This window comes from Flavobacterium psychroterrae (assembly GCF_018380615.1).
GTDB lineage: Bacteria > Bacteroidota > Bacteroidia > Flavobacteriales > Flavobacteriaceae > Flavobacterium > Flavobacterium psychroterrae.
Genome location: NZ_JAGYVZ010000021.1, coordinates 20,715 through 35,717 on the forward strand (window position 1 = coordinate 20,715; position 15,003 = coordinate 35,717).

The following is a 15,003-nucleotide window of genomic DNA, read 5'->3' on the forward strand; positions in this document are numbered from 1 at the left end:
ACGAAATGAATATTACTTCTCAAATAAAACAGCCCATCTTTAGCGAGATGGAACTTTTTGAAAAAAAGTTCCATGAATCGATGACTTCAAAGGTCGCTTTACTTAACCGTATCACCTATTATATAGTAAACCGGAAGGGAAAACAAATGCGTCCGATGTTTGTTTTTTTAACTTCAAAAATGGTTTCCGGAGGTATTGTAAATGAGCGAACTTATCGTGGAGCATCGGTAATTGAACTTATTCACACTGCAACTCTAGTGCATGATGATGTGGTAGATGATAGTAATCGCCGTCGCGGATTTTTCTCAATCAATGCGCTTTGGAAAAACAAAATTGCCGTTTTAGTTGGAGATTATTTATTGTCAAAAGGATTATTGCTTTCTATAGATAATGGAGATTTTGATTTACTTAGAATCATTTCTGTTGCCGTTCGTGAAATGAGCGAAGGAGAATTACTTCAAATCGAAAAAGCGAGAAGACTTGATATTACCGAAGATGTTTATTACGAAATCATCCGCAAGAAAACCGCAACACTTATTGCTGCTTGTTGTGCTCTTGGCGCGAAATCAGTAATTGAAGAGGAGGAAAAAGTAGAACATATGCGCAAATTTGGAGAGCTTATCGGAATGGCTTTTCAAATCAAAGATGACTTATTCGATTATAGCGAAGAAGCCATTGGCAAACCTACGGGAATAGATATTAAGGAGCAAAAAATGACTTTACCCTTAATTCATGTTTTAAATACTTGTACTCCGCAAGAAAAAAAGTGGTTGATAAACTCCATAAAAAACCACAATAAAGACAAAAAACGTGTCAAAGAAGTGATTGCTTTTGTAAAAGACAATAATGGTTTGGCTTACGCCGAAAATAAAATGGTAGAATTCCAGCAAGAAGCACTTTCATTATTAGGGAACTTTCCTGATTCAGAATTTAAGGCAGCACTTACCTTAATGGTAAACTACGTAATTGAAAGAAAAAAATAATCCCACACTCTATTCTTAATATTTTTATTGTTAAATTGGACTCTAATTTAATAATGAAATATGGTTATTTTAATTGTAATACTCTCGGTTGTTGTTCTATTAGGTATTTACCTGATCATACTTTATAATAGTTTTGTGTCAAAACGCAATATGCTCGAAGAAGCTTTAAGCGGCATTGACGTTATTTTAAAAAAACGATTTGATTTAATTCCCAATCTTGCAGAAACCGTAAAAGGATATTTAACCCACGAAAAAGAAACTCTTGCTAATATTGTAAATCTTAGAAATCAGGCTTTAAATGCAGGTAGTGAAGATGAAAAATTGCAATTAGATAAAAAATTGGGTAGTGCCGTGGGGACTATTTTTGCATTAGCAGAAAATTATCCTGATCTAAAAGCCAATACAAACTTTCTTAGTTTACAGGAAGAATTAACCGAAATTGAAACCGAAGTAGAACGATCAAAAAGATATTATAATGCCACTGTAAGAGATTACAATATTGCAGTTGAATCTTTTCCGGGTAATTTGGTGGCAAATTCATTTGGCTTCCCTAAGAAAAACTTCCTTGAATTAGAAGACGAGAAACAAAGAGAAACACCTAAAGTTCAGTTTTAATTGTATTATAATATGTTATTAAAAAAAATATTCTTCGTTTTATTTTCTGTATTCTTCTATCACGCCCAAGCCCAGGAAAGAATTCTGAATTTTGATGTTAAAATTAAAATCGAAAAAGCGGGTAATATTAATGTTGTAGAAAAAATTTCTATATATGCAGAAGGCAATATTTTCAGACACGGACTTTTAAGAGTTTTGCCATTGACCAGAAAAGATAAAGATGGTCATGAAATTGACGTACAATACACTATAAATTCCATAAAAAAAGATGGAAAGACTGAGTCTTACTTTACAAAAGAAGAATCAGGTGACTGGAAAATTTACGTAGGAAACAAAGATCTTGAATTAGAAAGTGGTATCTATGATTATGAAATTAGTTATACAGCTCCATTTCAGATTGGATATTTTGACCAATATGATGAGTTATATTGGAACGTAACAGGAAACGGTTGGGATTTGCCAATAGATAAAGTAACTTGCGATATTTCACTTCCGTCAGAAAACAATAAATTTGAAAGTGTACATTGTTATAGTGGATTATCAGGATCTACAGATTCAAATTGCATAAGTTCTTTAAACACGAAGCATACTATTGCTAGTTTTGGAACTGTACAACTTCGTGCAAATGAAGGCTTGACAGTTGCAGCGTCTTTTGCTAAAGGAATTGTTGATCCGCCTACTTTTCTTCAGGAAACAGCCTCTTTTTATAAACAAATAAAAACTAATTTGTGGTCTGTTATTTACGGAATCGGGATGTTTTTATTCTTCTTTTTTAGCTGGAAGAAATATGGTAAAGACCCTACTAAGAAAACATTGATGCCGGAATTTACACCACCGTTTGATTGGTCTCCTGCAATTACAGGATATGTTTATCACAGAAAAATTATTGATAAAACCTATATGGCGTCATTTATAAATGCTTCTGTAAAAGGTGCGATTAGAATTTTATCAACAATAGAAAATGGCATTTTTAAAAACAAACATCAATATGAGATACAGGTTTTAAACAGGCAATCAAAAGCCTTAAGCACAGAAGAATCTGATATAATAAGCGGTTTTACAAAAAAGGATAATATAAAGGTAGAAGATTCTAATTATAAGATTTTTGACAAAGCATATTCCAAATGGTTAAATACAGTAACCAAACAAATAAATTTAGAAGATTATTACCAAAATAATACAAGGAAAAAATGGATTGGTTTTGCTGTTTTTTTAGTTGCAGGATTAGCTTTTGAGGTTTTTTCTAATAACAAAGGATATATAAATTATGCTTTTTATATAGGATTGATTATTGCAGTTTCGGCATTAACATTTTGGTTTACAAAAGAAGAAACAAGTCTTGGTTTAATAATTTTGAGAGCAATTTTAGCTTTCTTTATTTTTACTCCGGCAGTCGCAATATTTTTTATGACTATATTTTTTCTAAGCGCAATACAAATTGTTGTTATAGGTGTCGTATTCCTGATGTATATAATATATGTAAAAACTTTAGGAAAGTTTACTGAAAAAGGTGCCGAAGCACTTTATAGATTAGAAGGTTTTAAACTTTATCTTAAAACGGCAGAAAAAGACCGAATGAATATGTTAAACCCTCCGGAATTGACACCTCAATTATTTGAAAAATTATTTCCATATGCAATAGCACTAGAAGTTGAAATAGAGTGGGGAAAACAATTTGAAGAGGTTTTAGAACTGGCAAAATATGATCCTTCCTGGTATCAGGGCGATGATACATTTTATAGACAGCCAACAATGTTTCTGACCAGTTTTGGAAGCTCTGTAAATAACGCGGCAGTTAATCCTAATCCTCCGGCATCATCATCAGGATCTTCATCAAGTAGTTCCGGCGGAAGCAGCGGAAGCTGGAGCAGCGGAAGTTCAGGCGGAGGAAGTTCCGGCGGCGGCGGCGGTGGCGGTGGAGGCGGCGGTTGGTAAACCCGGCAATACTGCTTAAATAATAGCTTTTTAATGAACCTTGTATTATTTATAATAGTGCAAGGTTTTTTTGTTTTTGAATAGTTTGATTTAGATTATCTTGCCTCAGTGAAGAGAATTAATTAGATAATTAGAAAATTTGTCAATTTGATAATTGTTTTTAGTTCTCTGTAAAACAGTGTTTTTATGGAGGTTTTTTGGGACTTGGAATTTTTTTATTGAAATTTTACCTCCTTGATGCAACCATTTCGACACGACAATCGTCTATGCTAATAGAAGACCGCTACTAAACCAAAAACCAAACGCTTATTAATGAAAATTATTCATTTACATCAAGAAGAAACTGAACTTATAAAGTTGGCTGTCGAAAATAATCGACAAGCACAACAGCAAATTTATAGTCGGTTTTCTCCAAAAATGTTGAGTGTTTGCCGCCAATATATAAAGGACATTCAACTTGCCGAAGATGTAATGATAACCGCTTTTATGAAAGTGTTTACCAACTTAAACAAATTTGAAAATAAAGGAAGTTTTGAAGGTTGGATTCGCAGGATTATGGTAAATGAATGTATATCGTATTTACGAGTTCAGAAAAAAGTAAAGTTTGCCGAAGATGAGATTTACACAGAAGAAAGTTTCAATGCAATTGACAGCCAGTTTACAATAGATCAGATTCAGTTTTTAATAGATGCTTTGCCGGACGGATACAAAATGGTTTTTAATTTATACGCCATTGAAGGATACAAACACAATGAAATTGCAAAGATGTTGGGAATTAATGAAGGAACATCAAAATCGCAATTATCGCACGCCAGAAAAATGCTGCATACACAGATTAATATTTTAAAAAAACAAGATAATGGAACCGAATAATTTTGAAAAGGATTTCCGTGAAAAGCTAAATCAACGTAAAATAGAACCAAGCGACAAAGCCTGGGATCGATTAGATGCAATGTTGAGTATTGCTGAAGAAAAAAAACAGCCAAAAAATAATAAAAGATGGATTTATATCGCAGCCAGTATTGTGGGGTTTTTATTAGTGGGAACATTCTTTTTTAATCAGAAGAAAAATCCAGTTTAAACACCACAAAATGCAATTGTTGTAAAAGAGAATGTAAAGAAGGATTCGGTTGTAAAACCAAATTCACACATAATAGATTCCAATAAAACTGAAGTTGCAATTTCAGAAAAAACTTCAACTCAAAAATCAATAAAAAAAGAAAATAACCTGCCTGAAGTTTCGGGACAAAAATCAAATCAAACCATAAAAAATGGATCAAATCAAATAGCGGAGTCTTCAATCATCATCAAAAACAATCAGGAAAAACAATCAATCATTAAAACTTCAGTTACTGAAACTGAAAATCCTAAAAGAGAAACGGTAGATCAGTTACTGGAAACAGCCGAAAAAAGCGTTGTCGCTGAAAATTCGGTAAAACCAAAATCAAAAGTAAAAATCAATGCTAATGATCTACTCAATCAGGTCGATGGGGAATTAGAGCTTTCGTTTAGGGAAAAAATGATTACAAAAGTCAATAAAAACTACCAATCGGTGAAAGTGGCGTTGGCGAATCGTAATCAGCAACAATAAAGAGTATAGAAGAAAGAATATAGAAGAAAGAGTATAGAATAAAGAATATAGAAGAAAGAGTATAGAATAAAGAGTATAGAAGAAAGAAGGTTAAGCAATCAACAATTAACCATTAACAATCAATAATTAATAATCAATAATTAATAATTTAAAAAAATCATCAATCAATCATGAAAAATTTTACCATTTATCTCGTAATCCTGGTCTTTTTATTTGTTACTAAAGTTCTGGGGCAGGAAACTTTTGAATCCAGAGCAAAGAAAATTGCCAATAAAATAGAGAAGATTACCAAAGAAGAAAAAGCTACTTTAAAAGAAGAAGTAGAAGCCGTAAACGTACAATTGTCTGAAGGCAAAATTACACAGGAACAAGCAGATAAGCGCAAAAAAGAATTGGCTGAAGCCCGAGCGGTTATCATTGAAGAAAAAGTGACTTTGGCTCAAAATGAACTTAACGATCTGGTACAGCAAAAAGTCGACGGTAAAATCAAAGAACAGGATTCTACACATACTTATGTCTTTAGTTGGAAAAGAAGAGATGCTGATAAAGATTCAATTCACGGAGAAAAAAGAACTACGTCACAATTTGTATTTGCAATGGGTTTAAATAATATGATGGTCGACGGAAAACTTCAGGATGCAAATTACAGTTTTATTGGTTCGCATTTCTACGAATGGGGTTTTACCTATAATTCCAGACTAATGAAAAACGACAATTTATTACACGCTAAATATGGACTTTCGTTAATGTACAATAATATTCGTGCAACAGATAACAGAAGTTTTGTGGTAAATGGCAATCAAACGGAACTGCAAACAAATGCTATAAATTTAGATGAATCTCGTTTTAGAAATGTTTATGTAGTATTGCCATTACATTTAGAATTTGATTTCTCAAAACCTCAGGTAAGTAACGGAAAAACATATTTTAAAACACATAAAAGTTTCCGCTTCGGGATTGGTGGTTATGCAGGAATAAATGTAAAATCGAAACAAATTTTAAAATACGATCAGGACGATTTAGATTATAAAACAACAATAAAAGGAGATTATAATGTAAACAATTTTATTTACGGCGTGAGTTCTTATATTGGATACAAAGAGTTGAGTTTGTATGCAAAGTATGATTTGAACCCGCTGTTTCAGGATAATTTAGTAAAGGAAAATAATATTTCGTTAGGATTACGCCTTGATTTAAATTAAGAATACAGTTAATTAGTTAGTGAAAGAAGTGTCTCGAAAGAGGCACTTTTTTTATGGAAAACCCTAAGATTAAGAATCGATTTGTGTACTTTTACAGACTTCAAATTTTTAAAATATTTTACGTTTTGATTTCACAAAATACTGTTGATACTGTTTTTGAAACTGCTCGTGTAGAGGAGGTTATTGGCGACTTTGTTAATTTAAAACGAGCCGGAAGTAACTTCAAAGGATTGAGCCCATTTTCAGATGAGCGCTCACCTTCGTTCATGGTATCGCCTGCAAAAGGAATCTGGAAGGATTTTAGTACAGGAAAAGGAGGGAACTCTGTTAAATTCCTAATGGAACATTCACAGTTTACCTATCCGGAAGCCATTCGGTATTTGGCAAGAAAATACAACATTGAAATTGAAGAAACCGAACAGACAGATGCTGAAAAAGCAATGACAGATGTTCGTGAAAGTATGTATTTAGTATCAGAATTTGCAAAAGAATATTTCAACAATACACTTTTAAATTCAGAAGAAGGAAAAGCAATTGGACTTTCGTATTTTAAAGAAAGAGGTTTTACAAATGAAACCATCAAGAAATTTAGTTTAGGATATTCGCCTGAAACCTGGGATGCCTTTACCAAAGAAGCTCTTGGTAAAGGTTATAAACTGGAATTTCTGGAAAGCACCGGTTTGACAATTGCCCGAGAAGACCGCCCTTTTGACCGTTTTAAAGGTCGTGTAATGTTCCCTATCGAAAGTATGTCCGGACGTGTTTTAGGTTTTGGAGGACGTATTTTAACTAATGATAAAAAGGCTGCGAAATACTTAAACTCGCCGGAAAGTGATATTTACCATAAAAGTAAAGTACTTTACGGAATTTTTCAGGCAAAACAAGCTATAGCAAAACAAAATAATTGTTATCTGGTTGAAGGTTATACAGATGTAATTCAGTTCAATCAGGCAGGAATTGAAAACGTTGTGGCTTCATCAGGAACCGCTTTAACGCCAGATCAGATTCGTTTGGTAAATAGGCTGACCAGAAATATAACCGTTCTTTTTGATGGAGATGCTGCAGGATTGCGCGCTTCTGTTCGAGGAATCGATTTGATTCTTGAAGAAGGAATGAATGTAAGAGTTTGTGCTTTTCCTGATGGAGAAGATCCGGACAGTTTTGCACGAAAAAATTCTCACGATGAACTGGTTGCCTATTTAGAAGAAAACAGTAAAGATTTTATTCAGTTTAAAGCGTCGCTCTTAATGAAGGATGCTAAGAACGATCCTATAAAAAAAGCCGATTTGATCAGGGATATGGTCGCTAGTATTTCAAAAATACCGGATCGTATCCAGCGTGAAGTTTATATTCAGGAATGTGCCAGAATCATGGATATTTCTGAACAGGTACTTACGAGTACTTTGGCACAATTAATTCAAAAAGATCTTGTTGAGGCTGGTAAAAGGCAAAAGCAGGAACAAAAACCTTTTGAAGTTCATAGAAACCAAAATCAAAAAAATAGCGGATATTCAGGAGGAGATCCGGAAGATCCAAGAAATGGACCACCAGAGGATTATCCGGGAGAATCCGGATATGCAGCAGAGTCGACAGAAAAAGTAGATATTCTTTACCGTTTAGAACGAAAAGTAATTGAAATCCTATTGCTTTATGGAGATAAAACAGAAGAGTTTGAAGATGTACTTTTAAAAAATAATGATGAAGGTGAAGTCGTAATGGTTTCTGAAAAGAGACAATACAAAGTTTTCCAGCGAATTTATTTGAGTTTGCAGGAAGATGAGGTTGAACTTTCTAATAATTTGTTCAGAGATATTTATACCGACTTAATTGGATTCTACAACCAAACTGAAAAATTCAATCTGGAGCAGTATTTAATGCGTTTACAGCCTGATTTTGCTCAGGAGGTTACTGATATTTTGATGGAAGATGAAAGATTGACGCTGCACGATTGGGAAGGGCAGAACATTTTTTCAAAAATGAAACACGAAACAATTGCACAATATGTTTCTGAAACTATTATGTCTATGCGTTGGTTTTTGGTAGACAAAATCATTGAAGAATTAAAAAGCTCTATACAACCTGATAATTCAGATAATACAGAGCTTTTGTCTATGGTTGTCGATTACTCGAAACTTGTCAATTCATTCTCGAAAAAACTAGGAAGAGTAATGTCGAGATACCATTAAATAATTTCTAAAGTCTTCGCTTTATTAACTAAGTCAACTAAATTAGTAACATTTAATTTAGTCAATAATCTTAATTTGTAAGTACTGATCGTTTTCTCGTTCAGATTTAAGATTTTAGAGATTTCATTATTCTTCTTACCATCACTTAAGTAACGTAAAACTTCAATCTCACGATTAGAAAGTTTTCTGTACAAACGTTCGCTTTTGCTTTGTTTAGCAATAAGTGCCATGTTTTTACGTACCGTTTCGTTGATGATAATTTTTCCTTCGTGTACTTTGATAATAGAAAGACCTAAAGTTTCAAGTTTTTCTGTTTTGTGCACATACCCGGAAACTCCTGCTTTAATAGCATTTGGAGCATACATTTGTTCAGCGAGGTCACTAAAAATTACAATTTTTGTCTTCGGGAAATTTTTCAGGATCGACTTGACCTCGAAGATGCTTGAAAGCCCCTCCAGCTCTAGATCGAGAATTAGGATATCGATCTCCTTCGTCTGAAGAATATCTCTAACCATTGAAAAATTGCCTACGTTGGCAACAATTGAAATTTGATCGTGGTCTTTGAAATAAGACTTAACGCCAAAGTGAGTCACAGGATGATTGTCTGCAAGACATACTTTAATCATAATTTTTACCTTTTTTAGAATTGTTCATGTTTTTGGAACTGTAAAATTAATAAATAAATTCTGTAATTAATTGCAGACAAATGTTAAAATCTTTTATTTTAACGTTTTTGGTATTAAACAGACTGGAATTGGGTCCATTTTATGCTTGTTGCTGGTGTTTAAACGTTTATAAATTTCAAAGACAGATTTTTCTCTCCCATCAAAGTCAGATACCGTATTTCCTGACTCCGCGGCTAACATTGCCCACTCAAGTTCGTCATAACTTGCCCCTAATTGATCCTCATCTGTACGATTATCGCCAAATAATCCATCTGTAGGAGCGGCTGTTAAAATTGTTGTCGGAATTGATAAAAATTCACCTAAAGCATATACATCTGATTTCATTAAGTCGGCAATTGGACTTAAATCGACTCCTCCATCTCCATACTTGGTGTAAAAACCTACGCCAAAATCTTCTACCTTATTCCCAGTACCTGCAACTAATAAGCCGTGAATTCCGGCTAAATAATATAAAGACGTCATTCTGAGGCGTGCACGAGTGTTTGCTAACGATAAATTAACTTTTGTTGAATCTTCCGTTGTAGGAACTGCTGACTTAAAAGCTTCAAATGTATTTGTAAGGTCAGTTTGTACATCAAAAACGTTTGAAAAACGCTTTTTTAACTGGTCAATATGTTCTCTTCCTCTTAAAACTTGATTTGGAGCCTGGTGAATTGGCATTTCAACACATAAAACCTTCAAACCCGTTTGGGCGCATAGGGTAGAAGTCACAGCAGAGTCAACTCCACCGGAAATTCCAATAACAAAACCGTTTGCTTTTGCATTGTTAGCATAATTTTTTAGCCACTCTACAATGTGGGTATTTACTTTTTCTGTCTGAATCGTACTTTTTTTAGCCATAATAGTTCAAGTTTTAAGATGTAGGGATGTATATTTGCAGAATTATTTTTTAAGTATCTTTTTACTTAAAATCCAGCAACACAAATCTAATTAAAATAAAATGAAAATTTATCGCTTTGTAGTGGTTCTGTCCTTGTTTTTTTTGTCCTGTGAACAAAAAACTAAAGTAGAAAAAGAGGTCGAAGAAATCCCTGTGGATATTAAAGTAGAGCGCTTTGATAAAGTGTTTTTTGAAACTAAACCGGAAGATTTAGCGAAAGTAAAAAGACAATATCCTTTCTTTTTCCCGGCAGGAAATGACGATAATATTTGGTTGAAAAAAATGCAGGATCCGCTTTGGAAAGAAGTATATACTGAAGTGCAAAAAAAATACGCCAATTTTGAACCTGTTCGTCAGGAATTCAATAAATTGTTTCAGCACGTAAAGTATTATTTTCCAAAATCAAAAACTCCTAAAGTAATTACTGTAATTGGAGAAATGGATTATACCTCAAAAGCAATTTATGCTGATAGTCTCGTAATTGTTGCCTTAGAGTTGTATTTAGGGAAAGAACATAAATTTTATCAGTTCCCTAATTATCTTAAACAGAATTTTGAAGAGAAACAAATTATGCCGGATGTAGTTTCAAGTTTTGCCTACAGAAATATTCCTGCTTTTGCGGATAAAAACTTAATTTCTCAAATGATTTTTGAAGGAAAACAATTGTACGCAAAAGATCTGCTTTTACCTGAATATTCAGATGCGGATAAAATAGGTTACACACCGGAACAAATAAAATGGAGTCAGGAAAATGAAGCGTATATGTGGCGTTTTATTATTGAAAATGAAATGCTGTACAGTGATGATCCAAAATTAACAACCCGATTTATAGCGCCGGCTCCGTTTTCTAAATTTTATTTAGAAATAGATAACGATTCTCCGGGACGAATTTGCGCCTGGCTGGGATGGCAAATAGTGCGATCTTACATGAAGAATAATACGAATGTAACATTGCCGGAATTATTAAAAATAAATGCAAAAGAAATTTTTGAACAATCAAAATATAAACCTAAGAAGTAATGTCAGATACAGTAAACTCAGAAATTAGATTCAATATAGAATTAGATGAAAACCGTGTGCCGGAAAAATTAACGTGGAGCGCAAAAGATGGCGGTGTTGAAGCGGAAGAAGCAAAAGCAATTATGTTGTCTATTTGGGACAGTAAAGTCAAAGAAACGATGCGTATCGATTTGTGGACAAAAGATATGCCGGTTGATGAAATGAAGATTTTCTTCCATCAGACTTTAGTTGCAATGGCAGATACTTTTAAACGCGCAACAGACGACGAAAAAATGTCGGATACAATGAAGGATTTCTGTGATTATTTTGCAGAAAAACTGGAACTTGCTAAATAAATTTAAATTCCAATAATAAAAAATCCCAAATTCCAACCTAAAATTGGAATTTGGGATTTTTGTTTTCTTGTCATTTCCGAGGAACGAGGAATCTCATCAAGTAACTCCGCACAGATTATCGACAATTTTTATCGATTCATCGCGGGAGATTCCTCGTTCAGCTGCTGGCGTGAGCGTCCCGCTCGTGAATGCATGCAAAATAAGATTTACAATATTTCTACTTTATAAATATAAAAGTACGTTCACGAGCGGGACGCTCGCGCTAGCAGATACTTAGAAGTAGTTTTAATTCCAATAAAGAAATCCCAAATTCCAATTGTAAGGTTGGAATTTGGGATTTCTTTATTGATTATTTCCTTGTGTTGGAATTTGGAATTTAAAAAATTGGAATTTAAAATTGACTATTGTTTTTAAAAACTTCCTGATTTACTTCATCGATATAACTCAAAACTTCATCTTTTCCGGTTTGTTCTGTAGCGGAAGTCACGAAATAATGTGGCATTTCTTCCCAGTTATTGGCAAACATTTGTTTTTTGTAGGCAGCAATATGTGAATCAATTTTCGTTTTACTGATCTTATCGGCTTTAGTAAAAATGATACAAAACGGAATCTCGCTTTCTCCCATATACGACATAAATTCAATATCGATAGTTTGAGCTTCATGACGAATATCAATCAAAACAAAAGCACAAACTAATTGTTCTCTGGTTTCAAAATAATCAGTAATGAATTGCTGGAAAACCGATTTTGTTTTTTTAGATACTTTTGCGTAGCCATAACCAGGTAAATCGACCAAAAACCAATTGTTATTAATCTTAAAGTGATTAATTAACTGCGTTTTTCCAGGTCTTCCTGATGTTTTAGCTAAATTTTTATGATTGGTAAGCATATTGATCAAAGAGGATTTCCCTACGTTTGATCTTCCGATAAAAGCATATTCCGGCAAAAAATCCTGTGGACATTTTGCAACTTCAGAATTACTGATTATAAATTCGGCGGTATTAATTTTCATGTTTTTTGTGTTTAAGACCTCCTAAAAGTCAAAAGTTAGATGCTATAAATTCGTTTTAACGAGCCATTCTTCAAGAATTTTGTTGAATTCTTCAGGATGTTCCATCATAGCAGCGTGTCCACATTTGTCTATCCAGTACAAAGTTGAATTAGGCAATAATTTATCAAATTCTTCAGCAACATTCGGTGGCGTTACAGCATCATTTTTACCCCAAATAATACAAGTTTCCACTGGCATCTTAGGTAAATCTTTAGCCATATTATGACGAATTGCGCTTTTTGCAATTGTTAAGGTTTTGATTAGTTTAATACGATCGTTTACCGTTGCATAAACTTCATCAATAAGTTCCGGAGTGGCAATTGCAGGATCATAAAATACGTCTTCAGCTTTCTTTCTGATGTATTCATAATCACCTCTTTTTGGGTAACTGTCACCCATAGCGCTTTCATAAAGACCAGAGCTTCCGGTAATTACAAGTCCTGCTACTTTTTCAGGATATAGTTTTGTGTGATAAAGTGCAATATGACCTCCAAGTGAATTACCTAGCAAAATAACTTTGTCAAAGCCTTTAAATGTGATAAAGTCTTTAACATATTTAGCGAAGCTTTTTACGTTGGTTTTTAAAATACTTTGGGTGTATATTGGCAAATCCGGGATAACAACTTTGTATCCTTTCGTTGGGAAATATTGTGCTACAGCATCAAAGTTACTAAGGCCTCCCATTAAGCCATGTAAAATCACGATAGGAGTTCCTTCTCCAGCTTCATAATAGCTGTATTTGCCTTCTTTTTTGTAGTGTTTGTCCATTTAATTTAATGCCAATTTCAATTTGGACAAATATAGGGTTTAATAAATAAAAATGAATTTTTGCTACCATTTTTTAACTAGATAATTTTTGTCGAACTTCTAAGTGTTTAAAAATCAGCTTTTATGGGGTGTTTTCGAGTATTTGTTAAATGTTAAGAAAACTGCATAATAACTATTTTTTTAAGAAATATAGTGCGTATTTTTTTTGATGTGGAAACAGAATTACGGATCGGCTAATTATTATCTAAAGTATTGATTGTCCATAAATTAAGGATGGTGGGGAGAAAGTGGTTAAACTTATCAACAAAGTGGTAGTTAGTGGTAAAATGTGGTAATATTTTTTATATTTTTGCTGTATAACATATTAAAGTATTTTTCTTGAACACAATTGTTGGAACATATGAGTGTAAAGTCGATGCTAAAGGAAGGCTAATGATGCCTGCGCCTTTAAAAAAGCAATTGGCTTCTTCTCTTCAAAACGGATTCGTTTTGAAGCGCTCTGTTTTTCAGCCGTGTTTAGAACTGTATCCAATGGAAGAGTGGGACCTGATGATGCAAAAAATCAACAAGCTGAATCGTTTTGTAAAAAAGAACAATGATTTCATCCGAAGATTTACTGCTGGTGTTAAAGTGGTAGAGATTGATGCATTAGGAAGATTATTGGTTCCAAAGGATTTGGTAGCTTTTTCAAGTATTTCTAAAGATGTGGTTTTTTCATCTGCGGTTAATATTGTGGAAATTTGGGATAAAGATTTATACGAGAAATCAATAAGCGGCGAAGATATGGATTTTGCAGATTTAGCCGAAGAAGTAATGGGAAATATTAATGACGACGACAATGGAATATCATAATCCGGTTTTGCTTCATCCTACAGTTGATGGTTTAAACATTAAACCTGATGGCATTTATGTAGATGTAACGTTTGGTGGCGGAGGTCATTCAAAAGAAATTTTGAAACGCTTAGGGCCAAACGGAAGATTGTTTGCTTTTGATCAGGACGAAGATGCGCTTGTAAATGCATTACCAGATGAACGGTTTACCTTAATTAATGAGAACTTTAGATTTATAAAAAGATTTTTACGTTTTCACGGAGTTAAAAGTGTAGACGGAATTTTAGCTGATTTAGGTGTTTCGTCACATCAGTTTGATGTTCCGGAACGAGGATTCTCTACAAGATTTGATGCCGATCTGGATATGCGGATGAGTCAGAAGAATGACTTAAATGCTTACAGAGTGGTTAATGAATATGAAGAACAGGATTTACGTCGTGTTTTTTTTGATTATGGGGAGTTGAAAAATGCACCCGTGATTGCAAGAACAATTTTAGAAGCCAGAGAGCATCAGCCAATAAAAACGACAGATGAATTGAAAGACGTTCTGGCAAAATTTTTACCGGAAAGAGTTCGAAATAAGGTATTGGCTCAGATTTATCAGGCGATTCGAATTGAGGTAAACCACGAAATGGAAGCTTTGAAGGAATTCATAGAGCAATCTTTAGAAATTCTAAATCCGGGCGGAAGATTCTCTGTAATCTCATATCATTCGTTAGAAGACAGATTGGTTAAAAGATTTATTAAAAACGGAATGTTTGAGGGAGAACCTGAACGTGATTTTTTTGGAAATTTTTCTGTACCATATAAAACAATAGGGAAATTGATTATTCCTGACGATGCAGAGATTAAAATCAACAACAGAGCAAGAAGTGCAAAATTAAGAATTGCCGAGAAGATATAATATATATAGGTAGAAA

The 15,003-nt window shown here is 33.6% G+C and carries 15 protein-coding genes; 11 read left to right on the top strand and 4 right to left on the bottom strand.

The features are described from left to right. Nucleotides 1-5: 5 nt before the first annotated feature. From KHA90_RS19320 to dnaG, 7 genes are all read left to right on the top strand, one after another. Complete coding sequence (locus KHA90_RS19320) at nt 6-983, top strand: polyprenyl synthetase family protein (RefSeq protein WP_213305014.1); 978 nt, start codon at nt 6-8, stop codon at nt 981-983. A gap of 60 nt (nt 984-1,043) precedes the next feature. After that, nucleotides 1,044-1,598, top strand: a complete 555-nt coding sequence (locus KHA90_RS19325) for a LemA family protein (protein ID WP_213305017.1) — start codon at nt 1,044-1,046, stop codon at nt 1,596-1,598. Nucleotides 1,599-1,610: 12 nt separating this feature from the next. Beyond that, entirely contained in the window at nt 1,611-3,533 is a 1,923-nt protein-coding gene (locus tag KHA90_RS19330; RefSeq protein ID WP_213305020.1) for a DUF2207 domain-containing protein, read from the top strand. A 312-nt stretch (nt 3,534-3,845) separates the two neighbouring features. Further along, entirely contained in the window at nt 3,846-4,406 is a 561-nt protein-coding gene (locus tag KHA90_RS19335) for an RNA polymerase sigma factor (RefSeq protein WP_213305023.1), read from the top strand. After that, a complete protein-coding gene (locus KHA90_RS25470; protein ID WP_244860453.1) occupies nt 4,393-4,614 on the top strand; it encodes a hypothetical protein in 222 nt (73 codons plus the stop codon). Before KHA90_RS19335 ends, KHA90_RS25470 begins: the two co-directional genes overlap by 14 nt. Before the next feature lie 680 nt (nt 4,615-5,294). Further along, nucleotides 5,295-6,326 carry a hypothetical protein gene (locus tag KHA90_RS19345; RefSeq protein WP_213305026.1) on the top strand — a complete coding sequence of 344 codons (1,032 nt, stop codon included), beginning with the start codon at nt 5,295-5,297 and terminating at the stop codon, nt 6,324-6,326. A gap of 125 nt (nt 6,327-6,451) precedes the next feature. Continuing rightward, the gene (dnaG, locus tag KHA90_RS19350) at nt 6,452-8,512 is read left to right on the top strand and encodes a DNA primase (protein ID WP_213305029.1); all 2,061 of its coding nucleotides are present in this window, start codon (nt 6,452-6,454) and stop codon (nt 8,510-8,512) included. Here dnaG and KHA90_RS19355 read toward each other — a convergent pair. Both KHA90_RS19355 and nadE read right to left on the bottom strand, forming a co-directional pair. After that, nucleotides 8,509-9,138: a response regulator transcription factor gene (locus KHA90_RS19355; RefSeq protein ID WP_026730588.1), complete on the bottom strand. Its 630-nt coding sequence runs from the start codon at nt 9,136-9,138 to the stop codon at nt 8,509-8,511. The two genes, dnaG and KHA90_RS19355, sit on opposite strands and share 4 nt — an antisense overlap. A gap of 93 nt (nt 9,139-9,231) precedes the next feature. Continuing rightward, nucleotides 9,232-10,038: an NAD(+) synthase gene (nadE, locus tag KHA90_RS19360; protein ID WP_213305032.1), complete on the bottom strand. Its 807-nt coding sequence runs from the start codon at nt 10,036-10,038 to the stop codon at nt 9,232-9,234. A 100-nt stretch (nt 10,039-10,138) separates the two neighbouring features. Between nadE and gldB the strand changes: the two genes are divergently transcribed. Together gldB and gldC are read left to right on the top strand one after the other, a co-directional pair. Beyond that, on the top strand, nt 10,139-11,098 hold the full coding sequence (gldB, locus tag KHA90_RS19365) for a gliding motility lipoprotein GldB (protein ID WP_213305035.1): 960 nt from the start codon (nt 10,139-10,141) through the stop codon (nt 11,096-11,098). Continuing rightward, nucleotides 11,098-11,433 carry a gliding motility protein GldC gene (gene gldC / locus KHA90_RS19370; protein ID WP_213305038.1) on the top strand — a complete coding sequence of 112 codons (336 nt, stop codon included), beginning with the start codon at nt 11,098-11,100 and terminating at the stop codon, nt 11,431-11,433. Before gldB ends, gldC begins: the two co-directional genes overlap by 1 nt. A 391-nt stretch (nt 11,434-11,824) precedes the next feature. On the opposite strand, the gene yihA is transcribed toward gldC, so the two are convergent. Together yihA and KHA90_RS19380 are read right to left on the bottom strand one after the other, a co-directional pair. Beyond that, on the bottom strand, nt 11,825-12,445 hold the full coding sequence (yihA, locus tag KHA90_RS19375) for a ribosome biogenesis GTP-binding protein YihA/YsxC (RefSeq protein ID WP_213305051.1): 621 nt from the start codon (nt 12,443-12,445) through the stop codon (nt 11,825-11,827). A gap of 42 nt (nt 12,446-12,487) precedes the next feature. After that, nucleotides 12,488-13,252: an alpha/beta fold hydrolase gene (locus KHA90_RS19380; protein WP_213305054.1), complete on the bottom strand. Its 765-nt coding sequence runs from the start codon at nt 13,250-13,252 to the stop codon at nt 12,488-12,490. Between the two features lie 378 nt (nt 13,253-13,630). Between KHA90_RS19380 and KHA90_RS19385 the strand changes: the two genes are divergently transcribed. After that, nucleotides 13,631-14,104 (top strand): division/cell wall cluster transcriptional repressor MraZ, encoded by a 474-nt coding sequence (locus KHA90_RS19385; RefSeq protein ID WP_029273286.1) that lies wholly within the window; start codon nt 13,631-13,633, stop codon nt 14,102-14,104. Continuing rightward, entirely contained in the window at nt 14,079-14,987 is a 909-nt protein-coding gene (rsmH, locus tag KHA90_RS19390; RefSeq protein WP_213305069.1) for a 16S rRNA (cytosine(1402)-N(4))-methyltransferase RsmH, read from the top strand. The genes KHA90_RS19385 and rsmH overlap by 26 nt, the downstream gene beginning before the upstream one ends. Nucleotides 14,988-15,003: the final 16 nt, after the last annotated feature.

What these genes read in the sequence shown, in the direction of transcription:
- KHA90_RS19345 (WP_213305026.1), top strand. Translation starts at nt 5,295, where the DNA reads ATGAAAAATTTTACCATTTATCTCGTAATCCTGGTCTTTTTATTTGTT.
- KHA90_RS19325 (WP_213305017.1), top strand. Translation starts at nt 1,044, where the DNA reads ATGGTTATTTTAATTGTAATACTCTCGGTTGTTGTTCTATTAGGTATT.
- nadE (WP_213305032.1), bottom strand. Translation starts at nt 10,038, where the DNA reads ATGGCTAAAAAAAGTACGATTCAGACAGAAAAAGTAAATACCCACATT.
- gldC (WP_213305038.1), top strand. Translation starts at nt 11,098, where the DNA reads ATGTCAGATACAGTAAACTCAGAAATTAGATTCAATATAGAATTAGAT.
- KHA90_RS19335 (WP_213305023.1), top strand. Translation starts at nt 3,846, where the DNA reads ATGAAAATTATTCATTTACATCAAGAAGAAACTGAACTTATAAAGTTG.
- KHA90_RS19355 (WP_026730588.1), bottom strand. Translation starts at nt 9,138, where the DNA reads ATGATTAAAGTATGTCTTGCAGACAATCATCCTGTGACTCACTTTGGC.
- gldB (WP_213305035.1), top strand. Translation starts at nt 10,139, where the DNA reads ATGAAAATTTATCGCTTTGTAGTGGTTCTGTCCTTGTTTTTTTTGTCC.
- KHA90_RS19330 (WP_213305020.1), top strand. Translation starts at nt 1,611, where the DNA reads ATGTTATTAAAAAAAATATTCTTCGTTTTATTTTCTGTATTCTTCTAT.
- KHA90_RS19320 (WP_213305014.1), top strand. Translation starts at nt 6, where the DNA reads ATGAATATTACTTCTCAAATAAAACAGCCCATCTTTAGCGAGATGGAA.
- KHA90_RS19380 (WP_213305054.1), bottom strand. Translation starts at nt 13,252, where the DNA reads ATGGACAAACACTACAAAAAAGAAGGCAAATACAGCTATTATGAAGCT.
- rsmH (WP_213305069.1), top strand. Translation starts at nt 14,079, where the DNA reads ATGACGACGACAATGGAATATCATAATCCGGTTTTGCTTCATCCTACA.
- yihA (WP_213305051.1), bottom strand. Translation starts at nt 12,445, where the DNA reads ATGAAAATTAATACCGCCGAATTTATAATCAGTAATTCTGAAGTTGCA.
- KHA90_RS25470 (WP_244860453.1), top strand. Translation starts at nt 4,393, where the DNA reads ATGGAACCGAATAATTTTGAAAAGGATTTCCGTGAAAAGCTAAATCAA.